General features: G+C 60.0%; 22 protein-coding genes. 10 read left to right on the forward strand and 12 right to left on the reverse strand.

The window, feature by feature from the left end; all coding sequences use genetic code 11:
• The first annotated feature begins 32 nt into the window (after positions 1–32).
• The 3 genes from mgrA (at position 33) to ACQY1K_RS08275 (ending at position 3,258) form a co-directional block, all read left to right on the forward strand.
• Positions 33–1,079, forward strand: coding sequence for an L-glyceraldehyde 3-phosphate reductase (gene mgrA, locus ACQY1K_RS08265; protein WP_209900783.1), 1,047 nt, complete (start codon positions 33–35; stop codon positions 1,077–1,079).
• 84 nt (positions 1,080–1,163) lie between these two features.
• Positions 1,164–2,774 carry a glycoside hydrolase family 43 protein gene (locus ACQY1K_RS08270; RefSeq protein WP_430258748.1) on the forward strand — a complete coding sequence of 537 codons (1,611 nt, stop codon included), beginning with the start codon at positions 1,164–1,166 and terminating at the stop codon, positions 2,772–2,774.
• 142 nt (positions 2,775–2,916) lie between these two features.
• Complete coding sequence (locus tag ACQY1K_RS08275) at positions 2,917–3,258, forward strand: RcnB family protein (protein WP_430258749.1); 342 nt, start codon at positions 2,917–2,919, stop codon at positions 3,256–3,258.
• Positions 3,259–3,351: 93 nt separating this feature from the next.
• Here ACQY1K_RS08275 and znuA read toward each other — a convergent pair whose 3' ends face one another.
• Positions 3,352–4,335: a zinc ABC transporter substrate-binding protein ZnuA gene (gene znuA, locus ACQY1K_RS08280; RefSeq protein WP_430258751.1), complete on the reverse strand. Its 984-nt coding sequence runs from the start codon at positions 4,333–4,335 to the stop codon at positions 3,352–3,354.
• Between the two features lie 115 nt (positions 4,336–4,450).
• Here znuA and ACQY1K_RS08285 point away from each other — a divergent pair, with 115 nt between their 5' ends.
• The 3 genes from ACQY1K_RS08285 to ACQY1K_RS08295 are packed head-to-tail and all read left to right on the forward strand — an operon-like array spanning position 4,451 to position 6,640.
• Positions 4,451–5,401 (forward strand): ATP-binding cassette domain-containing protein, encoded by a 951-nt coding sequence (locus tag ACQY1K_RS08285; RefSeq protein ID WP_430258944.1) that lies wholly within the window; start codon positions 4,451–4,453, stop codon positions 5,399–5,401.
• Positions 5,394–6,221, forward strand: a complete 828-nt coding sequence (gene znuB / locus ACQY1K_RS08290; RefSeq protein WP_184655048.1) for a zinc ABC transporter permease subunit ZnuB — start codon at positions 5,394–5,396, stop codon at positions 6,219–6,221. Before ACQY1K_RS08285 ends, znuB begins: the two co-directional genes overlap by 8 nt.
• Positions 6,218–6,640, forward strand: coding sequence for a Fur family transcriptional regulator (locus tag ACQY1K_RS08295; RefSeq protein WP_062457108.1), 423 nt, complete (start codon positions 6,218–6,220; stop codon positions 6,638–6,640). The genes znuB and ACQY1K_RS08295 overlap by 4 nt, the downstream gene beginning before the upstream one ends.
• A gap of 9 nt (positions 6,641–6,649) precedes the next feature.
• On the opposite strand, the gene ACQY1K_RS08300 is transcribed toward ACQY1K_RS08295, so the two are convergent.
• Positions 6,650–7,177: a gamma carbonic anhydrase family protein gene (locus ACQY1K_RS08300; protein ID WP_062457105.1), complete on the reverse strand. Its 528-nt coding sequence runs from the start codon at positions 7,175–7,177 to the stop codon at positions 6,650–6,652.
• A gap of 22 nt (positions 7,178–7,199) precedes the next feature.
• Positions 7,200–7,886, reverse strand: a complete 687-nt coding sequence (locus tag ACQY1K_RS08305) for a fumarylacetoacetate hydrolase family protein (protein ID WP_430258753.1) — start codon at positions 7,884–7,886, stop codon at positions 7,200–7,202.
• A 219-nt stretch (positions 7,887–8,105) separates the two neighbouring features.
• On the opposite strand from ACQY1K_RS08305, the gene ACQY1K_RS08310 reads away from it, so the two are divergent.
• On the forward strand, positions 8,106–8,369 hold the full coding sequence (locus ACQY1K_RS08310; protein WP_062457099.1) for a hypothetical protein: 264 nt from the start codon (positions 8,106–8,108) through the stop codon (positions 8,367–8,369).
• Between the two features lie 104 nt (positions 8,370–8,473).
• Here ACQY1K_RS08310 and ACQY1K_RS08315 read toward each other — a convergent pair whose 3' ends face one another.
• Positions 8,474–11,053 carry an HWE histidine kinase domain-containing protein gene (locus ACQY1K_RS08315; protein ID WP_430258754.1) on the reverse strand — a complete coding sequence of 860 codons (2,580 nt, stop codon included), beginning with the start codon at positions 11,051–11,053 and terminating at the stop codon, positions 8,474–8,476.
• Between the two features lie 21 nt (positions 11,054–11,074).
• Positions 11,075–12,283, reverse strand: coding sequence for a helix-turn-helix domain-containing protein (locus ACQY1K_RS08320; RefSeq protein WP_430258756.1), 1,209 nt, complete (start codon positions 12,281–12,283; stop codon positions 11,075–11,077).
• On the opposite strand from ACQY1K_RS08320, the gene dusA reads away from it, so the two are divergent.
• Positions 12,260–13,225 carry a tRNA dihydrouridine(20/20a) synthase DusA gene (dusA, locus tag ACQY1K_RS08325; protein WP_430258758.1) on the forward strand — a complete coding sequence of 322 codons (966 nt, stop codon included), beginning with the start codon at positions 12,260–12,262 and terminating at the stop codon, positions 13,223–13,225. The two genes, ACQY1K_RS08320 and dusA, sit on opposite strands and share 24 nt — an antisense overlap.
• A gap of 150 nt (positions 13,226–13,375) precedes the next feature.
• Positions 13,376–15,733 carry a bifunctional diguanylate cyclase/phosphodiesterase gene (locus ACQY1K_RS08330; protein WP_192086588.1) on the forward strand — a complete coding sequence of 786 codons (2,358 nt, stop codon included), beginning with the start codon at positions 13,376–13,378 and terminating at the stop codon, positions 15,731–15,733.
• Between the two features lie 9 nt (positions 15,734–15,742).
• On the opposite strand, the gene ACQY1K_RS08335 is transcribed toward ACQY1K_RS08330, so the two are convergent.
• Positions 15,743–16,345 carry a TetR/AcrR family transcriptional regulator gene (locus ACQY1K_RS08335; protein WP_430258760.1) on the reverse strand — a complete coding sequence of 201 codons (603 nt, stop codon included), beginning with the start codon at positions 16,343–16,345 and terminating at the stop codon, positions 15,743–15,745.
• 148 nt (positions 16,346–16,493) lie between these two features.
• On the opposite strand from ACQY1K_RS08335, the gene ACQY1K_RS08340 reads away from it, so the two are divergent.
• A complete protein-coding gene (locus tag ACQY1K_RS08340) occupies positions 16,494–16,883 on the forward strand; it encodes a RidA family protein (protein WP_430258762.1) in 390 nt (129 codons plus the stop codon).
• A 41-nt stretch (positions 16,884–16,924) separates the two neighbouring features.
• Here the strand turns inward: ACQY1K_RS08340 and ACQY1K_RS08345 are convergent, their stop codons facing one another.
• The 6 genes from ACQY1K_RS08345 to gcvH all read right to left on the reverse strand — a co-directional run bounded on the left by ACQY1K_RS08345 (position 16,925) and on the right by gcvH (position 21,869).
• Positions 16,925–17,182 carry a hypothetical protein gene (locus tag ACQY1K_RS08345; RefSeq protein WP_062457086.1) on the reverse strand — a complete coding sequence of 86 codons (258 nt, stop codon included), beginning with the start codon at positions 17,180–17,182 and terminating at the stop codon, positions 16,925–16,927.
• Positions 17,183–17,378: 196 nt separating this feature from the next.
• Positions 17,379–17,603 carry a hypothetical protein gene (locus ACQY1K_RS08350; protein WP_062458069.1) on the reverse strand — a complete coding sequence of 75 codons (225 nt, stop codon included), beginning with the start codon at positions 17,601–17,603 and terminating at the stop codon, positions 17,379–17,381.
• Positions 17,604–17,720: 117 nt separating this feature from the next.
• On the reverse strand, positions 17,721–17,966 hold the full coding sequence (rpsU, locus tag ACQY1K_RS08355; RefSeq protein WP_062457083.1) for a 30S ribosomal protein S21: 246 nt from the start codon (positions 17,964–17,966) through the stop codon (positions 17,721–17,723).
• A gap of 233 nt (positions 17,967–18,199) precedes the next feature.
• On the reverse strand, positions 18,200–18,409 hold the full coding sequence (locus ACQY1K_RS08360; protein WP_062457081.1) for a cold-shock protein: 210 nt from the start codon (positions 18,407–18,409) through the stop codon (positions 18,200–18,202).
• Between the two features lie 227 nt (positions 18,410–18,636).
• Positions 18,637–21,510 carry an aminomethyl-transferring glycine dehydrogenase gene (gcvP, locus tag ACQY1K_RS08365; protein WP_430258763.1) on the reverse strand — a complete coding sequence of 958 codons (2,874 nt, stop codon included), beginning with the start codon at positions 21,508–21,510 and terminating at the stop codon, positions 18,637–18,639.
• Positions 21,507–21,869, reverse strand: coding sequence for a glycine cleavage system protein GcvH (gene gcvH / locus ACQY1K_RS08370; protein ID WP_062580646.1), 363 nt, complete (start codon positions 21,867–21,869; stop codon positions 21,507–21,509). Before gcvH ends, gcvP begins: the two co-directional genes overlap by 4 nt.
• Between the last annotated feature and the right edge of the window lie 33 nt (positions 21,870–21,902).

Here is a 21,902-nt window from a genome sequence, read left to right on the forward strand (position 1 = left end):
GGCGCCGTTTTTCATTCGGAGGATTTTCAGAGATGGCTTGGCACCCGGCGGACAACCGCTACGACACCATGAAATACAATCGCTGCGGCCGGTCCGGCCTCAAACTTCCGGCAATCTCGCTGGGCCTGTGGCACAATTTCGGTGACGACACGCCGCACCAGCGCAAGGTTGATATCTGCAGAAAAGCCTTCGATCTCGGCATCACCCATTTCGATCTCGCCAACAATTACGGCCCGAAGGCTGGCAGCGCCGAAACGGCCTTCGGCCAGATCCTGCGCGATGAGTTTCATGGACTGCGGGATGAACTGATCATCTCGTCGAAAGCCGGCTACAACATGTGGCCCGGCCCCTATGGCGAATGGGGCAGCCGCAAGTACCTGATCGCGTCCTGCGACCAGAGCCTGAAGCGCATGGGTCTCGCCTATGTCGATATCTTCTATTCGCACCGCTTCGATCCGGATACGCCGCTGGAAGAGACCTGCGGCGCGCTGGATCACATCGTTCGCTCGGGCAGGGCGCTCTACGTCGGCCTCTCGTCCTACAATTCGCAGCGCACGCGGGAAGCTACGGCGATCCTGAAGGCTCTGGGCACGCCTGTTCTCATCCACCAGCCGAGCTATTCAATGATCAATCGCTGGGTCGAGGAAGACGGTCTGCTCGACACGCTGGATGATCTCGGCGTCGGCTCGATCGTGTTTTCGCCGCTGGCTCAGGGCATGCTCACATCGAAATATCTGGGCGGCATTCCAGAAGACAGCCGTGCCGCCCAGGGCAAGTCGCTGCGCCCGGCCTTCCTCAACGACAAGAATGTCGAGAACCTCAAAGGTCTGAACGCGATCGCCGAACGGCGAGGTCAGACGCTGGCGCAGATGGCGCTTGCGTGGGTTCTGCGCGGCGGCCGCGTGACCACGGCGCTGATCGGCGCCAGCCGTCCGGAACAGGTCGAGGATTGCGTCAAGGCGCTCGAGAACCCGGAATTCACGGCAGCTGAACTGTCCGAGATCGACGGTTACGCCAAGGAGGCCGATATCAACCTCTGGGCAGCGTCGGCCGAACGCGAGGGTCCCGCCCGCAAGTGAACCTCCCCACAGCGGGAGACACGGGTGCAGACTGAGGAGAGAGCAGTCTGCGCCCTGAGACTTTACGACCACCGGAGGAAATCTATGATCCGCAATCCGATCCTGCCGGGTTTCAATCCCGATCCATCGATCTGCCGTGTCGGCGAGGACTATTATATCGCGACCTCCACATTCGAGTGGTATCCGGGCGTTCAGATCCACCACTCCCGCGACCTCGTGAACTGGACGCTCGTGCGGCGGCCTCTGGAGCGGAAAAGCCAGCTCGACATGCGCGGCAATCCCGATAGCTGCGGCATCTGGGCACCGTGCCTCTCCCATGCGGATGGATTGTTTTGGTTGGTCTATACCGACGTGAAACGGTTCGACGGCAGCTTCAAGGACGCTCACAATTACATTGTCACATCGCCGACGATTGAAGGTGAATGGTCGGACCCGATCTATGTCAATTCCTCCGGCTTCGATCCGTCGCTGTTTCACGACGACGACGGGCGAAAGTGGTTCCTGAACATGCAGTGGAACCACCGGACCGAGAGCTTTGGCGGCGCACCGAAATCACCGGCGTTCGATGGCATCCTCATGCAGGAATGGGACGCCGAGACGAAGACGTTGAAGGGTCCCATCAGCAACATCTTCCCGGGCAGTCCGCTCGGGCTCGTCGAGGGCCCGCATCTCTTCAAACGCAATGGCTGGTACTATCTGACGACGGCAGAAGGCGGCACAGGCTATAATCACGCTGTGACGATGGCCCGGTCGAAGACGATCGGCGGCCCTTACGAGCTACATCCCGATAACCATCTCATCACGTCCAAGGATGCACCGGAGGCGGAGCTGCAGCGGTCCGGCCATGGGCAGTATGTGGAGACGCCGGAAGGAGAGGTCTATCACACCCACCTCTGCAGCAGACCGATCGAACCGCATCGCCGCTCACCGCTCGGGCGCGAGACGGCGCTGCAGAAATGCGTCTGGAAGGACGACTGGCTCTATCTCGAACATGGCGGCGTGGTTCCAGCCGTCGACGTCCCCGTAACGAACAGCGCCGAGGCGGCACAGGACGTTGGCCGTGTCGCGCACGGGTTTGACACGGAAGTACTGCCGAGCGAGTTCCAGTGGCTGCGCACACCGGAACCGGAGCGGATCTTCAGCCTGACGGAACGTCCCGGCCATCTGCGCCTGATCGGCCGCGAGAGCATCGGTTCCTGGTTCGAGCAGGCGCTGGTCGCCCGCAGGCAGGAGCACCATCGTTTCAGGGCCGAGACTGTCGTGGATTTCTCACCCGATACCTACCAGCAGGTGGCGGGCCTTACCCATTACTACAATCGCCACAAGCTGCATGCCGTCGCCGTCACCCTGCACGAGAAGCTCGGCCGCGTCGTCACGGTGCTGTCATGCCCCGGCGACTTCCCGCATGCAAAGCTCGTCTGGCCCGCCGGAAGCGGCGTGCCGGTGCCGGCCGGACCGGTGCATCTGGCGATCGAGGTCGATGACAATGATCTCCAGTTCTTCTGGCGCGCCGGCGGTGCCAACGACTGGGAGCCGGTCGGACCGAAGCTGGACGCCTCTGTGATCTCCGACGAAGGTGGACGCGGCGAGCATGGATCCTTTACCGGCGCCTTTGTGGGCATGTTCGCCTTCGATACTTCTGGTCGTGGACAACACGCTGATTTCGACGACTTCACGTACGAGCCCGTCGCGTGAGAAGCGCGAGAGACGCTTAACTTCCGGTGTTAGGATCAGACGCCAAGACACTAGGATCATTACGTAAGTTTAATCTTGTATTCATTTCGCGTTCATCGGTTGGGCTCTAATTCTCTCGCGTGTTCAATACGAGGAAACAACCATGAAGAAGTTCATCATTGCCATGCTGGCCGCAACGGTTCTGGTCGCCCCGATCGCCTCCACGGCGCAGGCGCAGGACTGGCGCAAGGGGCAGGAGCATCACCGCCCGGCCGGCAAGCATGTCGTCATCGAGAAGAAGAAAGTCGTCGTCACCAAGAAGCGGTTTGTGCGCGGTCACCGCATGACGCCGGCCGAGCGCCGCCATATGGCGGAAGTCCGCGACTATCGCCGCTACCGCCTGTCGGCCCCGCCGCGCGGTCAGCGTTGGGTCAAGGTGGATAACGACTTCCTGCTCGTCGGCATCACCAGTGGCGTAATCGCAAGCATCGTTTCCGGCCGATGAATTGAGTTGGGGGACGTCGAGTGTTCGACGTCCCCCACCTGTTTCTCTCAACACGCGGCACTGCAGGTCGCAGCACCTCGAATGTCTTGAAGATCAGGAAGCCTGCGAGAGGCAGGTCTTCAACGACGTTGCGAGACCGCGCATCATCTCGAAGTAGAGATCAGGCCCCTCGGTCAGTGCGCCGGCTTCCGGATCAAGAACGCCGGAACGCGCCTTGCTTCCTTCCGTCACGACTTTCACCAGCTTCGGCTCGAACTGAGGCTCCGCAAACACGCAGGTGGCGCCAAGCTCCTCCACCTTCTGGTGGATTTCCTTCACGCGCTCTGCGCCGGGAATGGATTCGGGGCTCACCGTGATCGAGCCCGCAACCTTCACGCCGTAGCGGTTCTCGAAATACTGATAGGCATCGTGGAAGACGATAAACGGCTTGTCCTTGACCGGAGCGAGCGTGGTCTTCAGTTCCGTATCGAGTGCATCGAGCCTCTTCATCAGGTCTGCGCCATTCGCCTGATATGTCGTCGCGTTTTCCGGGTCGGCCTGAACCAGCGCCTTCTCGATCTCCTGCGCCATCGCCTTGGCATTCATCGGGTCGAGCCATAGATGCACGTCATTGCCGTCATGGTCGTGGTCGCCGTCGTCCTCCGCGCCGGCTGCGTGATCCTCGCTGCCGTGGCTACGACCGTGATCATGGCCTTCCTCTTCGGCTTCCGGCTCGAACACACCGCCCTCGCGGAACTTCAGTTTGGTCAGGCCCGGCGCGTCTTCCAGGCTTACCACGGCAGCCTTGGTGCCGAGCGCTTCCAGCGGCTTTTCCAGAAACGCTTCCATGCCATGGCCGACCCAGAAGATCAGGTCGGCTTTCTGCAGGGCCGACGCGTTGGATGGGCGCATGTTGTAGGTATGCGGGGAGGCCGCGCCCTCGACGATCAGCTTCGGCTCCGCCACGCCTTTCATGACCGAGGCGACCAGCGAATGGATCGGCTTGATCGAGACCACGACGCTGGGTGCATCGGCAAATGCGTTCGATGCGGTCATCAGGGCCGAGCATGAGAGGAGGAGGGTTGCGGCAAATTTCATTGGATGGCTCCTTGTGAGTTGACGTAATGTTATTACATCAATTGCGTTATGCTATAACGTGTGCCATGAGGGTCTGCAAGAGGCCTGACAACAGGATTTTTAGACGACCATGCTGATGAGAAACCGGGCCGACCTGCCGCTTGGAGATCATGCAAAGGCCGCAGCGAAACTCGTATCGCTGTCGAATGCCGGCATTTTCCGGGATAATCGCTGGCTGGTGCGCGGCGTCGATCTGTCGATTGCCCGCGGCGAAGTGGTGACGCTGATCGGACCCAACGGCGCCGGCAAGTCGACGACCGCCAAGATGGCAATCGGCGTCCTGAAGGCCGATGAAGGCACCGTTACCCGCAGCAGCGATATGCGCATCGGCTATGTGCCGCAAAAGCTTTCGATCGACTGGACGATGCCGCTTTCGGTTCGTCGCCTCATGCGGCTGACAAGCTCGATTTCCGATCAGGATACGATGGCAGCGCTCGAAGCGACCGGCATCGCGCATCTGGCCGATGCCGAAGTCCGTCACCTGTCGGGCGGCGAATTCCAGCGCGCGCTGCTGGCCCGCGCCTTGGCACGCAAGCCGGACCTGCTGGTGCTGGACGAGCCGGTGCAGGGCGTCGATTTCGCTGGCGAGGCAGCGCTCTACGATCTGATCCGCAAGATCCGCACCACGACGGGTTGCGGCATCCTGATGATTTCCCATGATCTGCACATGGTGATGGCGGGGACCGACACGGTGATCTGCCTCAACGGTCATATCTGCTGCCGTGGCACGCCGGAAGTGGTCAGCCAGAGTTCTGACTATGCCAAGCTGTTTGGCGCCAATGGCCGTGCGCTCGCAGTCTATAGCCACAATCACGACCATACCCACCTGCCGGACGGCCGGGTCCAGCACCGCGACGGCTCGATCACGGATCATTGCCACCCCGAGGACGGCCACCATCACGAGCATCACGCCGCGCACGACCACGAGCATGGTGACCACAAGCACCATCACGATGGTGCTCACGACCATCACCACGATGGCGACCACGCCCACCATCATCACGGCGAGGGCAAGCCCCATGCTTGACGACTTCTTCACTCGCGCATTGATCGCCGGCGTCGGCGTGGCGCTGACAGCCGGACCGCTCGGCTGCTTCGTCGTGTGGCGGCGCATGGCCTATTTCGGCGACACGATGGCCCATTCGGCGCTGCTCGGCGTGGCGCTGTCGCTGTTTTTCGAGGTCAATCTTCTTCTGTCGGTGTTCGGCGTCGCCGTCCTCGTCTCCGGCCTGCTGCTCCTCCTTCAGCGTCGCCAGTCGCTGTCTGCGGATGCGCTGCTCGGAATCCTCTCCCATTCGGCTCTGGCGATCGGCCTTGTCCTCGTTGCCTTCATGACCTGGGTTCGGATCGATCTGATCGCCTTCCTGTTCGGCGACATCCTGGCGGTCACGCCATCCGATATTGCACTGATCTGGGGTGGCGGGATCGTCGTGATCGCAGCGCTCGCATTCCTCTGGCGCCCGCTGATCGCTTCGACGGTGAGTGAAGACGTGGCGGAAGCCGAAGGCATGCGGCCGGCTCAGGCAAAACTGTTCTTCATGCTTCTGATGGCGCTGGTCATCGCGATTGCCATGAAGATCGTCGGCATCATGCTGATCACCTCGCTGCTGATCATTCCAGCCGCGACGGCCAGACGATTTTCGGCAAGCCCCGAATGGATGGCGGTCTTCGCCTCGCTGATCGGCGCTGCAGCTGTTGTCGGCGGTCTTTTCGGCTCTTTGACCTATGATACGCCGTCCGGCCCTTCCATCGTGGTGGCCGCACTCCTACTTTTCATCATGAGTTTGCTTCCCGCCTTCGGCCGCAAAACGAATGAGCGGGCAACCAATAAAGGAGTGCGCGGATGAACGCCCCGATCGTCAATCCGGCCCTGACCAAGAACCAGTCGCTGGTGTTTGAGGCACTGGACCGTGCCGATGGGCCGCTCAGCGCCTACACGATCCTTGACAAACTGCGCGACCACGGCTTCCGTGCACCGCTTCAGGTTTACCGCGCGCTCGACAAGCTGACCGAGTTCGGCATGGTCCACCGGTTGGAAAGCCTCAACGCCTTCGTCGCCTGTGCGCACCGGGAAAGCGCGTGCTGCGGAAAAGGTCATGGCCACGGTACGGTTGCCTTCGCGATCTGCGAAAGCTGCAGCCAGGTGCTGGAATTCCACGATCACGAGGTCGATCACCACCTCAGCGACTGGGCATCCAGCAAGGGCTTCAAGCCGTCAAAGACGACGATCGAGATCCGCGGCATCTGCCAGAAATGCGCGGCATAGTCCGTTTGATCACAGCGCCCTGAGGTCCCGGGAAAACCGCTTCCAGTTCTCCACATAGCGCGCCGCAGATTGCCGCAGCCGTTCGACGGCGTCATCGTCAAGCGTGCGAATCGCCTTGGCAGGCGAGCCGACGATCAGTGAATTGTCCGGGAATTCCTTCCCCTCGGTGACAAGCGCATTGGCGCCCACAAGGCAATTGCGGCCGATCCTTGCGCCGTTCAGGATGGTCGCACCCATGCCAACAAGCGAATTGTCGCCAATGATGCAGCCATGCACGATCGCATGGTGGCCGATCGTGCAGTCCGAACCGATTACGACTGGGTAGGCGGGATCGGTATGCACCATCACGCCCTCCTGAATGTTCGACCGCGCACCAACGGTTATCGGCTCGTTGTCGCCGCGAAGCGTCACGCCGAACCAGATGCCGACATCCTCGCCCAGTTCCACCTTGCCAATCACGTTCGCATCCGGCGCGATCCAGAAGCGGTCGGCGGAGGGGAGTTTAGGCTGGAATTCACCAAGCGCGTAGATCGGCATCTGTTGACCTCCGGTTCGTGCTTCAAACCACCGTGAGAGAGAGTTTGCCGACACCCTCGGCGCTGCAGGTGATCGTGTCGCCCTTGACGATCGGGCCGACGCCCGCCGGCGTCCCGGTCATGATCACGTCACCCGGTGCCAGCACGAAGAGCTTCGACAGTTCGGCGATGATTTCCGGCAGCTTCCAGATCATCTGGTTGAGGTTGCCGGACTGCTTGCGTTCGCCATTGACCTCGAGCCAAATCGCACCTTCCTGCGGATGTCCGATCTTTCCGGCCGGGACGAGCGCGGAGACGGGCGCCGAATGCTCGAACGCCTTTGCCGATTCCCACGGCCGGCTCATCTTCTTTGCCTTGTCCTGCACATCGCGCCGCGTGAAGTCGATGCCGATCCCGTAGCCATAGACCTTGGACAGGGCCTCTTCGACCGGAATGTCTGCGCCGCCACCGGACAGCGCCATCACCAGCTCGACCTCGAAATGCACATCGGAAGAGACCGGCGGGTAGGGAAAGGTGTCGCCATGATAGAGATTGTCGGCATTTTTCTGGAAAAAGAAGGGAGGTTCGCGTGACGGATCATGGCCCATTTCGATGGCGTGGTCGGCATAGTTGCGGCCGACGCAATAGACCCGGCGCACCGGGAACTGTTCGGTCTCGCCCTCGACATCAAGAAGCACGGGCTGCGGGGCAGGGATCACGGTAGCGCGCATCGAAAAAATTCCTCCGGTCATCAATATGCGTCCTTTGTCCACCAATTCGGCCGACAATCCTAGCCCGATTTCTGCACAGCCGTACGGCTGGCGTGAATTTTCGCTTTGCTATAAGGGAAAGCGCATTCGGCAAATATGCCGGCCATGCAACCGAACAAGGGCCGGCGTGTTGAGCTGGCGTCTCTCTAAAGACAGCACGAAAACGAAGGTTCTTCACCGATGACGAAACAGCCCAAACTCGAACATTCAGAATTCGCCGGTGAGTTCGAAGACGATGGCGTCACCGTGCTCGTCGATATCTATCGCCCGGCCGATACCAATGGCGACTGGACGCTCGAGGTCATCAGCCAGACGGAAGTCGTGACCAGCTGGGAAGAGACGTTCGCGACCGACAAGGACGCCTGGGAAGAATTCCTTGCCACCGCCGAGCGCGACGGCATCAAGAGCTTCCTTGAAGAAGACGACGGCCAGTCGGTCCACTGAACGGGCTGTCATGCCGGCAACCTGCAGGTTGAGGTCATTGACCGCAGTGGGAGCAGGGAACGTCGTTTCAGAGCGGATGAATGACGAGAGCGCGAGCACTTTCGTCAGCCACCTTCGACAGTCGCTTTCGTCAGCACCTGTTGCACGGCGCGCGCCAGATGATCACGCTCATAGGGCTTCTGGATGACGACCTCACTTTCCGTTCTGCGCGCGATTGCCAATTCGTTGCCGTAGCCGGTCGCGAAGATAAACGGCGTTCCGGCTTGTCCGAGCTTGGTCGCAAGATCGAAACTTGTGCCGCGACCGACATTGATGTCCAGCATAGCGAACTGGAAACTCTGCTTGGCAAGCAACTGTTCGGCTTCGGCAATAGTGGAGGCGAGGTGAACCTGAACCGCGCCCAGCTCGTACAGCATGTCCTCGGCCTCCAGTGCGATGAGCATGTTGTCCTCGACCAGCAGAACCTGCGCATCGTGCAGTAGTTGCTTTGGGGGGAGGCTGGTTGCTTTCAGGGTATCGGGCTCAAGCATCGTCTGCGCCGGTGCCGGGTCTTCAGGCGCAATGATCACATAATTCAGCGGGATAAAGAAATCCGCTTCCAACCCGGCCAGCAGGAAGCGGACCTCTGCCGTTCCCTTCAGATCGAACGGAATCGTTTTCTCGACGATGACAGACCCAAACCCTCGCCGTGTCGGCGCAACCACGGCCGGGCCGCCGATTTCCTTCCACTTGATGTAAACGCCTTCACCGTCGACCGAGTCGACGGTCACCTCTATGCGGCCGTTGGCCGAAAGCGCGCCATGCTTGCAGCTGTTGGTGACGAGTTCATGAACCACCAGCGCAATGGTCGACATCGCCTGTGGCTGCAGCAGAACGTTCGGCCCCTTCAAGGTAAATCGACCGCGTACGCCGTCATGTGCCGCGATCTCATCCTGAAAGATGCCGGCGAGCGGCGCGGGGCCCCAGCTTTGGCGCGTGACGCGGTCATGGGCTCGTGCGAGCGCCTGCACCCGCCCGCCAAGCGATTCGACATAGCTCGCGACATCAACGGCTGTATGGCTTGTCTTCGTCATGAGACTACGGATCAGGGCAAGGATGTTGCGGACGCGGTGATTGAGTTCGGCAATCAGCACTTCCTGACGTTCGGAAGCACGTCGTCTCTCGTCGCTGGCGCCGTCCGAATAGCGCAGGATGACTTCGATCAGTGCCTGTCTGATCGCTTCGCCGATGCGCTGATCGCGATCGGAAAAAGGGTTGGATTTGCCGCGGACGAGTTCGGCGAATGCTGCGAAGCTTTTGCGGGGCGATATGCGTTCGCTCTCGGTGCCTGCTTCCGCTGGCTTTGCAGGATTGCCACCCCACCTGATCTCGCTCAGCCGCTCGCGGCGGAACAGCAAGATATAGTCGCGCGGAACCCGCGAGATGGGGATCGACAGCATGCCGGCGGCGCGGTCCGCTGTCTCGCTGCACGGCGCATGGACCGAAGCCAAGTTGTCGGTCGTGAAGACCCGGCTCGGCGAGGCGGCGTTCAGATGATGCGCCAGAGAGATGACATTATGTTCCGACGGCGTGGCCCCGTGAAGATGAGCTTTGCCGCGACGGTAAATTGCGACACCATCGCAATCCAACATGTCGCGCGTCATGTCCTGCAGCCACTGTGCATCTTCCATCAACGATTCGTCACCAGCAATCATCGTAATGACGCGATCAGCCAAGGCACGTGCGCGATGCTCGTGCTCCTCGCTGCCGCGCCGCAGACGGCTCTCCAGCATCATCGAATACATCGCGCCGAACAGTTCCGATGCGGTCCGCATGATGAAGCTCGGCAGGCGCGGTCCATTGGCATGGCATGCGATAAGCCCCCACAGCTTTTCCTCGACGACGATCGAAATGGATAGGGAGGCACCGACCTCCATGTTGCGCAGATATTCGATATGGACCGGAGACACGGCGCGGCTGATCGACATCGACAGGTCAAGCGGTGGCGTGACCGCATCCGCGGGAGGCAATAACGCCACGGTCGGTGCCGCGACGTCGGCTATGATGCGGAAAGGGTTGCGCAAGTACAATTCGCGCGCCTGGCGTGGGATATCCGACGCGGGATAATGAAGCCCGAGGAAGCTATCCACCCCGGCGCGTGTTGATTCCGCGATGACTTCGCCATGACCGTCTGTGTCGAACCGATAGATCATCACTCGATCAAAGCCGGTGATCGCCAGGACCTGTCGGACCGCATCTCTGTGGAATTTCTCGATTGAAGGAACTTTGGTCAGACGCGCAGCCATTGCGCGAACCATCGAAGCCGCCTCCACCCGTTCGGTCTTCTGTGTCCGTTCGCCTTCGACAATCAAAAGATCGCCCTGAAAATGGATCGACAGATCGACGTTGGGCAATCCCTGCACCAGCTTCACGTCGAAGATTCTCTCTCCTGTCGTTGACGCCAAAATCGCCATCCGGTTCCGGATGTCGTGGAGCGCCGTCTCACTGATCCACGTGTCGAAGCGCGTGCCCAGGAGTTTCTCCGGTTTGACGTTGAAGAATGTTTCGCAGTTCTCGGATACGCGAACGATCGTCCAGTCGTTCGACATCGCAACGAGGAACGCGAAGTTCTGGATCTCTTCGAGCCGCGTGATCGGCTCCCTATCGCAGACTATCAGACTGGCATCTGTGTACTCATAGCCCATCGGTGGCCCCCGCCATTTTGCCTAACGTTGCAGACGATATTTCAGCGGAGAGGTCCCCATCACCTCATGAAACGCCCTTCGAAACTGTGGTGTGCCCTTATACCCGACTGCCCCGGCAATCGCGTCGATGGGAAGGTCAACCTGAGCAAGGAGCGTGACAGCTCGCGAGATGCGCCGCCGTTGAACAAACGAGTGTGGATTTTCCCCGGTCGTTGCCTTGAAGGCGCGGGAAAAGTGGAAACGGCTGAGCCCGGCAACAGCGGCCAGCTCGGCCAGGCCGACTGTTGCCTGCAGATGCCCCTCCACGAAATCCGTGACCGCGGCGATCTGTCGGTCCGACAGACGCCCCTGCCTGTCGGCCATGACCCCGAAAACCTCAAGCGATGCCAGCAGGCAGACGCTCTCCGCGTGGAGCTCGTCCACATGAGGCGCCCTGAGAACCGCTTCAAGCTTCTTAAGTGTGGCGCGTAACTGTGGATCGCGCGAGTAAGCGAACGGCGCAGGATCCCACTCGGAATATCTACCAGCCAGATCGTCGCGGATCGCCTTTGGATCGAAATACATAGCGACAAATCGGTTGGTTCGTGGCTGAGGCTGGCACCAGCCCTCGATGCCGCAGCCTTTGGGCACGAAGGTGATCGTGTCGCGCAAGTCCTTTTTATGGAGCGTCGGAAGACCGTCCACGCGCAGCTCACCATCAGTGAGAGTGATATCGTGCAACGCGAGATAGTGGTTCTCGCCACGGCTTCTGAAGTCATACGGTTCAGCACCGCTCAGCTCGACATACTCGGCCGAAAATCCGTTCAAGTCGAACGCCGCCCGTGTGACATGCGCCATGGCCGGCTCTGCAAAATCTATCTCAAGACCGCGAGAAGAACTCATATGCCTGACTAGCACGCATTTTGCTCGGATTAAACAAAATTTGCTACTGAAGGGTAGGGTTTGCACCTTGGTTGGCGACCGCTCACCTTCGATGGCATCTCGTCCGTCCAAAGTCGAATTCCCTGTAGAAGAGGCTTTCACCTCGAGACACAGCCCATCTACGCTCCAGCCGGTTCCAATCCGCACCAACCTGGCGACAACGCATTTTTGCCGTTTGTCTTTCGCCGGGCTCGAAATCTTGTTATCCGTGCAGCCACGCATCGGAATAGTCGCTCGGAAACCATGCCAACGCATCCTCATAAAAAAGTCTTCGCTGTCGCCCCGATGATCGACTGGACCGATCGTCACTGCCGCTTCCTGCACCGGCAGCTGTCGTCGCGCGCGCTTCTTTATACGGAGATGGTCGTCGCCGATGCGATCATCCATGGGCCGCGGGAGCGGCTCTTGTCCTATTCGCCGGCAGAACATCCTGTTGCCTTGCAGCTCGGCGGCTCGAATGCGGAAAAGCTGTCCGAGGCGATCCGGATCGCCGGTGATTACGGGTACGACGAGATCAACCTCAATGTCGGATGCCCCTCGGACCGGGTGCAGTCGGGTACATTCGGTGCCTGCCTGATGCGCGACCCTGCGCATGTTGCAGATCTCGTCACAGCCATGAAAAAGGTTTCACAGGCGCCTGTGACCGTCAAATGCCGCATCGGCGTTGATGATCAGGTGCCGGCCGACGTCCTGCCGGACTTTCTCGCGCGAATGATTGGTGCCGGTGCCGACGCGATCTGGATCCATGCCCGGAAGGCCTGGCTGCAGGGACTGTCGCCAAAACAAAATCGCGAGGTTCCTCCACTGGATTACGATCTGGTCCATCGGATGAAGCGTGAGAACCCGGATGTGTTTCTCGGGATCAACGGCGGTATTGCCGATCTTAAGCAAGCTGCTGAACACCTTGAGGCGATGGATGGCGTCATGCTCGGCCGCGCTGCCTATCACAACACCGGCTTGCTGGCGGGCGTCGATGCGCTTCTGGATGGAAGACTTGAGTATCCAGACCCTGACTGGCTGGCGCTGCGCGACGCGATGATTGCCTATGCGGATCAGGTTATCGCCTCCGGTGGCAGATTGCATCACGTGACGCGTCACATGGTTGGTCTGTTTCAGGGTTATCCCGGTGCGCGTCGGTTCCGCCAAATCCTGTCGTCAGAGGCGACGAAGCCTGGCGCTGGGACCGAAATCCTGACCGCTGCGTTCGCGGCGGTGGATTTGAGCTCCGGGCTTGAAAAGGCGGCCGGATAAGCCTTTTGGGATCGATATCCCGTACCCAAGGCGCGTTCTTGGACACGTGCATGCCGGCACTGTATATTATTATTTCCTTAAATATTAACACCTAATGTTTTGCTGACAAGTCGATGAAATTGTTCGTCGTGCGTTCTTGTGGTGGCATCCATGTTTCGAGTTCTCGAATGCGTCGTGGTTCAGCATGATCGAAGCACTGTTCTTCTCGCGGCCGGCATCTGCGTCGTCGGCATGCTCGCCTTTTTTCTGATCCATAGACGGGCGATCGAGTGCAACGAACGTCGGCGGCGGATCTGGCTCCTTGTCGCCAGCGCCACGGGCGGGCTTTCCATCTGGTCGACGCATTTCGTGGCAATGCTCGCCTACCAGGGCACGATAGCGATCGAATTCGAGCGCGTCCTCACCCTTGTCTCGGCTCTGACTGCCGTCGCCGGCTTCTGGTTGGCGCTGCAGATTGCCGATCGATCGAAGACGGTTTCTTCGCTCGCAGCCGGCATGGTCGCCACCGTCACGGTCGCCGCCATGCACTTGATCGGCACCGAAGCGATCCGTGCCGCAGCCACGACCCGCTACGAAATGACGCCCATCCTGATCGGCTCTGTTGTCTCTTTCTCTCTCTTCACCGCGGCGTTCGCCTCCACGACGCTTCGAAGAAGCACCCTGCGCCTGATCTGTGCAGTCGCTGCCAGTGTTGCTGCCATTTGCATCCTGCATTTCACTGCAATGTCGGCGACCGAGCTGATCCCCGATCCGACGCTTCCAGAGGCCTCGCTCGACGGTGGCGGGCGGATCTGGCTCATTGGCGCGGTTTCGATCGTCATGAGTGTGATCGTGCTGACGACTGTTGCCGCGAGCTTCATCGACCGGTACCTGACGGATTTGCGTGGCTTCGCCAACGCGACGCTTGAAGGCCTCGCGGTGGTTCGCGATGGCCGCGTCATCGAGACCAATGCTCGCTTTGCCGAATTGCTGTTGCTGCGCGACCGCGACATCCTCGGCCGAGATCCCGACGATCTGCTGGCGGCAGCCGACGGTCTTCCGCTGACGGCTCAAAGGAATTCCGCAGTCGCTGCCACGCCGAAAGTGACGGACCGTGAGGTCTTTCTCGAGGTTGCCGTCCATACGATCGAGTATCGCGGTCGCTCCTGCCAGGTTCTGGCTGTCCGCGATCTGACCGAGAAGCGCATTGCGGAGCGCCGCATCGAACACATGGCCCGCCACGACGCTTTGACTGACCTTCCCAACCGTACGCTCTTCAACGATCGGCTCGACGGTGCCTTGAGGACGGCTGCACTTTCCGGCGATGTGCTGGCGGTGCTTGCCCTTGATCTCGACCGCTTCAAGGCCGTCAACGATGTGTTCGGCCATGCGGAAGGCGATCGTGTCCTGATCCGGGTCGCCGATATCCTGCGGCGCTGTGTCGGTCCGGCCGATACGCCGTCCCGCATCGGCGGCGACGAGTTCATCATCCTCCAGACAGGCGTCGAACAGCCGGCGGGCGCAAACCTGCTCGCCGAGCGTATCCTCGAAACCTTCCGCACCGAAATGAATGTCGCACTCGATCCCACCGCCGTCGGCGTCAGCATCGGCTGCGCGGTTTATCCGGACGACGGAGAAACGCCTGATGACTTGCGCAATGCGGCCGACATGGCCCTCTACAATGCGAAGTTCTCGGGACGTGGTACGGCAGCATTCTATTCCGCGGCAATGGACGCAGAGCTGCGCGAGCGGCGCGAGATCGAGAGCGAGTTGCGCTACGCCGTACTGCGCTCGCAACTCAGCATGGTATTCCAGCCACTCTTTGATGCCACAAGCGGCCTCTGCTCGGGCTATGAGGCCCTGATGCGGTGGAAGCATCCGCAATGGGGCAATGTCTCACCGAGCGTCTTCATTCCGGTTGCCGAGGAAACCGGCATCATCGTGCCGATCGGTGAATGGGCGATGCGCGAAGCCTGCAGGGTCGCCAGTACCTGGGATGACGGCCTGGCGGTAGCGGTCAACGTTTCGGCCATCCAGTTTCGCTTCCCGAACCTTGTCGACATGATTGCGTCGGCACTGGATGAGAGCGGCCTGGAGCCCCACCGGCTTGAACTCGAGATCACAGAGACCTCGCTGCTCAAGGATCGCGACACGACGCTCGCGACCTTGCTCCGGTTAAAGGCGCTGGGAGTCCATGTGGTGATGGATGACTTCGGCACCGGCTATTCGTCGCTCAGCAACCTGCACAGCTTCCCCTTTGACAAGATCAAGATCGACCGCAGTTTTATCAGCGAGATGGAGGAAAGCGACAGCGCCCGTGCCATCGTCAAAGCCATCATCGGTCTCGGCAAGAGCCTGGACTTGCCCGTCGTCGCGGAAGGCATCGAGACCTTCGGGCAGCACCGGATGGTGGTCGAAGACGGCTGCGAACAGCTGCAGGGTTTTCTCCTCGGCAAGCCGAAGAGCGAGGACGAAGTGGAGATCCTCTCAGGAATTCGCAATCTTCCGACTTATCGCCGTCGAGGTTGAGGTGGGCGATCATACGGGCTGTTTCGTCAGCAACCCGCTGGCAAGATGACGGAACGCTTCGACGGCTTTTTCCAACACGGCCGGCGGATCGTCGGCCGCAGCGATCCACAGTGCGGCGTTGAGTGCCGCACCGTTGATGAGACGTGCGGCGGCCTCCGCATCCATACTCTTGACCGTCCCTTCGACGATGAGAGCGCTGATCGTATCCGCCGTGGTGCGCAGACAGGCGTTCTGATTGGGCCAACGCGATGGGTCGCCGAGGACAGCAGGACCATCCAGCAACATGATGCGCTGAATTTCCGGCTCCAGCGACATCTCGATATAGGCGACCGCCTCGGCAAGAAAGCCGTCCCAAAGTGTCCCGCCAGCGTGGTCTGCTGCAGCACGCATCCGCCGCAGCATCTCGGAATCGATCTGATCGATCACCGCTTGTAAAAGACCCTTCTTGTCACCGAAATTATGGTAGAGCGCACCCCGCGTCAGGCCGGCGGACGCCGTGAAGTCGTCCATGGACGAGCTGGCATAGCCTTTCTCGGCGAAGGACTTGCGAGCCGCGCTGATCAGCTTGACCCGCGTTTCTTCCATCATTGTTGTACGCTTGCTCGGCGCCATCGCTCACCCCCGGATCGAATTCTTACAGCAGTTGACATACGCAGCGTATCTGAGATACGCAGTTGCATACGGAGCGTATATCAAGATTGACGTGGGCAGGGAAGGCTCCTGCAACGCCGAGCACTCAACAACCGATTGGAGACGAGCTATGATCGAACGAGAAGCAATTTGCCCCGCAGGCCGACAGGCCCTTTACGAGATCAACAAATACTCAGCCGCGATAAGGTCGGGTGATCTTCTCTTTGTGTCCGGACAGGTTGGCAGCCGTGATGACGGAACGCCGGAACCGAATTTTGAAAAACAGGTTCAACTCGCGTTCGACAATCTGCGTGCGGTTCTCGCAGCGGCAGGCTGCGGGTTCGACGACATCATCGACGTCACCACGTTTCACACCGACCCTGAAAATCAGTTCGGGACGATTCAGGCAGTTCGCTTGGGCATAATGGGGGAAAAGCCGTACCCGAATTGGACAGCGGTTGGGGTAAACTGGCTCGCGGGATTCGACTTCGAGATCAAAGTGATCGCTCGTATCCCGTAATCCCGAGCGGGCCGCGATTGCAGCACGGTCAGCGCCCGATATCAGGCTACGGCGAGTTGCCGTAGCAATCGCTTCAGTTCGACCGATTCCGGCAAAGGCTCGGGCGGTTCGGACTTGAGGTTGTTGCGATCATTGAGTTCAAACTGGTACCAGTTGAAAAGACCCGATGCGACAGTCTGAGCCTCCTCGCTCGACACGTCCACATGTCTTTCTTCGCACCAGGCTTCCAGGAATCTCTGAAGAAGTTCGAGATCATCCGAACCTAGCACGATCGCCGATGAGGCGTTGTCCTGACACATTCTACCCTCGCATCCTTGACAGGCACTCTCCTGATATCGGCGTAGCCGGATGATCAGAAAAGACTGCGGGGCGTCTTTGAAAAGGCGACACCTGAGCGCTGCATCCCGGAGTGTGCATGCGTCCCGCAGTGCAAGTTAACGCAGAACCAACGAATTGGTTCAATTCGGGAAAAGCAGTCGGGAGTAAAACGAAAGATTAGGAAGTCTTGACCGCGCGCTTGGTCTTCGTCGCCGCTTTTTTTACAGGGGCGGGGGCATCAGCGGTCTGCTGGAGCCGCAGAGCACGTAGTTTTTCTGTCTTCTTTTCACGAGCAATAACTTCGGCGTCCAGGATGTCACGCACCACGGAGTTGGTCTGCTCCGATTTGGCTTGTGCCGACATTTTCGCGGGCTTGAAGAACTGGTCCTTGGTCGCTGTCATGCTTTCCTCCTGGAAACGGCCGATGTCTGCCGTGGACCGCGAGAATGGCATAGACTGCCATCCTGCGATTGGTTGCGTGGCTCTGGCTTGTGCTCAAAACCACGCTCATGTCGGAGCCTAGCGGGCGCGAGCTACGATGACTTTTTTCTTCGGAGCCGGAAGCAGGCCTTCGCGCTGCATCTGCTTGCGAGCAAGCTTGCGCGCGCGACGGATCGCATCTGCTTTTTCACGTGCACGCTTCTCGGAAGGCTTTTCGTAAGCGCTACGAGCCTTCATTTCGCGGAAGATACCTTCGCGCTGCATCTTCTTCTTCAGGACGCGGAGAGCCTGATCAACGTTGTTATCTCTGACGAGTACCTGCAAAATATCTCCTTACGCGGCGAACCGCTATCTCTTGAAATTTGTCGGACGCGGGTTGATCGGGAAGCGATCTCACATCCGCTCTCTTTTCACCCATTCGAAGTTAAACCGTCTAGCACAGTAAAACCTCAGAATGGACGAAAAAACAAAAGGCCGGGAGATGAACCCCGACCTTCCACCATCATCGCCGCCTTCGTGCCAGTACATCCGTGGTCACGCGGGACAATGACAAAACCTTAAGCAGCGCGCAGGTTGTCTGCGGAGCTCTTGCCAGAACGCTTGTCCTGGACGATTTCGTAGCTGATCTTCTGACCTTCGTTCAGGCCATTCATGCCAGCGCGCTCAACAGCGGAAATGTGAACGAACACATCCTGGCTGCCGTTGTCAGGCTGAATGAAACCAAAACCCTTGGTGCTGTTGAACCACTTTACAGTGCCGGTATCCATAACGATTTCCTTTCAATCGTAGTAAGTTGCCAACCCTGAAATACGGGGTCGGGGGTAGATCGACGTTGAGAGGAAATCAGAAAGAGCTCCAAGTTTTCCGGGAGCTGCGGACGAGTCGCTAGCAAAGTTCGATGAAACTCAAAATAGAGAATAATTGCACTTAAACAAGGGCTGCGCGAAAATATATCCCGGAGAGGCCCAAAGCCCGGGCCTCTCCGGTATTCGTGTTACTCCGCGGCCTCCGCGTAGTCCTCAAGCGGCGGGCAGGTGCAGAGCAGATTGCGGTCGCCATAGACATTGTCGACGCGGTTGACCGGCGACCAGTATTTGTCGACACGGAAAGCGCCCGGCGGGTAGCAGGCCTGTTCGCGGCTATAAGGACGATCCCATTCGCCGACCAGGTCTTCCACCGTGTGCGGGGCGTTCTTCAGCGGGTTGTTGACCCTGTCCATGCGACCGTCTTCGATCGCACGAGCCTCCTCGCGGACTGCCAGCATCGCATCGCAGAACCGGTCGATCTCGGCCTTCGTTTCCGATTCCGTCGGTTCGATCATCAGCGTACCGGCAACCGGCCAGCTCATGGTCGGGGCGTGGAAGCCGCAGTCGATCAGGCGTTTTGCAACGTCGTCGACAGAGACGCCGGCTGAGGCGTTGAGCGGGCGGGTGTCGATGATGCACTCATGCGCGACGCGTCCGCTTGCCGACTTGTAGAGCACATCATAGGCGCCCTTGAGGCGTGCTGCGATATAGTTGGCATTGAGGATCGCGACCTTCGTCGCCTGCGTCAAACCTTCGCCGCCCATCATCAGGCAGTAGGACCAGGAGATCGGCAGGATCGACGGAGAGCCGAACGGGGCCGCCGAGACAGCACCCTCGCTTCCGAGTTCTCCTGCCCATTGCGGGTGACCGGGAAGGTGGCTTGCCAGATGCGCTTTGACGCCGATCGGGCCCATGCCGGGTCCACCGCCGCCATGCGGAATGCAGAACGTCTTGTGGAGGTTGAGATGCGAAACGTCGGAGCCAATGTCACCTGGGCGTGACAATCCGACCATGGCGTTCATATTGGCACCGTCGAGATAGACCTGGCCGCCATTGGCATGGGTGATCTCGCAGATCTCCTTCACCGTCTCCTCGAACACGCCGTGTGTCGAAGGATAGGTGATCATGCAGCAGGACAGATTTGCCGCATGCTGCTGCGCCTTGGTGCGGAAGTCTTCCAGATCGATATCGCCGTTCTCGAGCACTTTGACCACCACGACCTTCATGCCGACCATCTGCGCCGAGGCAGGGTTGGTGCCGTGGGCCGAAGTGGGGATGAGGCAGACGTCGCGATGCGTATCGCCATTGGCGATATGGTAGTTGCGGATCGTCAGCAGGCCCGCATACTCGCCCTGCGCACCGGAATTCGGCTGCATCGAGAAAGCATCGTAACCGGTGATCTGGCAGAGCTTTGCCGAGAGATCGTCGATCATCTCCTTGTAGCCGAGCGCCTGGTCGACGGGCACGAACGGATGGATGTCGGAAAACTCCGGCCAGGTGATCGGCAGCATTTCAGCCGTCGCGTTCAGCTTCATCGTGCAGGAGCCGAGCGGGATCATGGCACGATCGAGCGCCAGGTCGCGGTCCGACAGGCGGCGGATGTAGCGGGTCATCTCGCTTTCGGCGCGGTTCATGTGGAAGATCGGATGGGTCATGTAATCCGATTTTCTGAGAAGTGCGTTGGGCAGGCGGTATTCGACCGCGAAGTCCGACACGTTGAAGTCGCCGCCGAATGCGCGCCAGACGGCTTCCAGCGTTGCCGGGCGGGTGCGTTCGTCGAGCGACATGCCGATCTTGGTTTCACCGACCTTGCGCAGGTTGACGCCTTCAGCAACGGCCGCCCGCATGATCACACCCTGCATGTGGCCGACCTCGACGGTGAACGTGTCGAAGAACGTATCGGGTTCGATCGTGTAGCCGAGCTTTTCGAGGCCCTTGGCCATCAGCACGGCTTTCTTGTGGACGGCCTGGGCAATCGCCTTCAGGCCTTCCGGGCCGTGGAAGACGCCGTACATCGAGGCCATGACGGCGAGCAGAACCTGCGCCGTGCAGATGTTCGACGTCGCCTTCTCGCGGCGGATATGCTGTTCGCGGGTCTGCAGCGACAGGCGGTAGGCACGATTGCCGCGGGCATCGACGGAGACGCCGACGAGGCGGCCGGGCATGGCGCGCTTGTGCGCATCCTTGACTGACATGTAGGCCGCGTGCGGGCCGCCGTAACCGACAGGCACGCCAAACCGCTGCGACGAGCCGATCGCGATATCCGCACCCATTTCGCCGGGCGATTTCAGGAGCGTCAGCGCCAAGAGATCGGCCGCCATGGCGGCAACCGCACCGGTCTGGTGCAGGCGGGAAATCAGGCCGGAGAAATCACGGACTTCGCCATTGGTGCCGGGATACTGGAAGATCGCGCCGAATACATCGACCGGGTCGAGATCGGTCATCGGGTCACCGACGATCACGCTCCAGCCGAGCGGGGCCGCACGTGTCTCGATCAACGCGATCGTCTGCGGGTGGCAGGCGTGGTCGACGAAGAAGGCGGTTGCCTTCGATTTCGCCTGACGCTGGCAGAGCGCCATGGCTTCGGCAGCAGCCGTTGCTTCATCGAGCAACGACGCATTGGCGACGTCGAGGCCGGTCAGGTCGCAGATCATCGTCTGGAAGTTCAGGAGCGCTTCGAGGCGGCCTTGAGAGATTTCCGGCTGGTAGGGCGTGTATGCGGTGTACCAGGCTGGGTTCTCCAGAATGTTGCGCTGGATGACAGGCGGCGTCACGGTGCCGTAATAGCCCTGTCCGATCAGCGTGGTCAGCACCTGGTTCTTGTTGGCGGTCTCGCGCAGCTTGTCGAGCGCTTCTCGTTCGGTCAGCGCCGCACCCCAGGTCAGCGGGTTCTGCTGGCGGATGGAGGCGGGGACCGTGGCATCGATCAGCGCGTCGAGCGACTTGTAGCCGATGACCGCAAGCATATCGCTCATCTCCGTCGGGGAGGGACCGATATGGCGACGATTGGCAAAGTCGTACGGGTCGTAGTCGGTGAAGTGGAAGTCGGTCGAGTCGCTCATCCGATCAGTTCCTTGTAGGCAGCTTCGTCCATCAGCGCGTCGGCGTCGGCTACATTCTTGAGCTTCAGCTTGAAGAACCAGCCGGCAGCCTGCGGATCGGAATTGACGAGCGACGGGTCGTCGACGATCGCCTGATTGACTTCGGTGACTTCGCCATCGAGTGGCGAATAGACGTCGGAGGCTGCCTTGACGCTTTCGACGGTTGCGGCATTGCCGTCCTTCACCAGCTCGGCACCGACTTCCGGCAGTTCGACAAACACGAGATCACCTAGCTGCTCGGCAGCATGGGTGGTGATGCCGACGGTGGCAACGCCGTCTTCGAGTTTCAGCCATTCGTGTTCGGCGGTGAATTTCAGCATGGGAATGTCCTCTTAAGGAAAGCGTGAATGGGG

It is taken from the genome of Neorhizobium sp. IRS_2294 (assembly GCF_050500145.1).
In the GTDB taxonomy this organism is placed as follows: domain Bacteria; phylum Pseudomonadota; class Alphaproteobacteria; order Rhizobiales; family Rhizobiaceae; genus Neorhizobium; species Neorhizobium soli.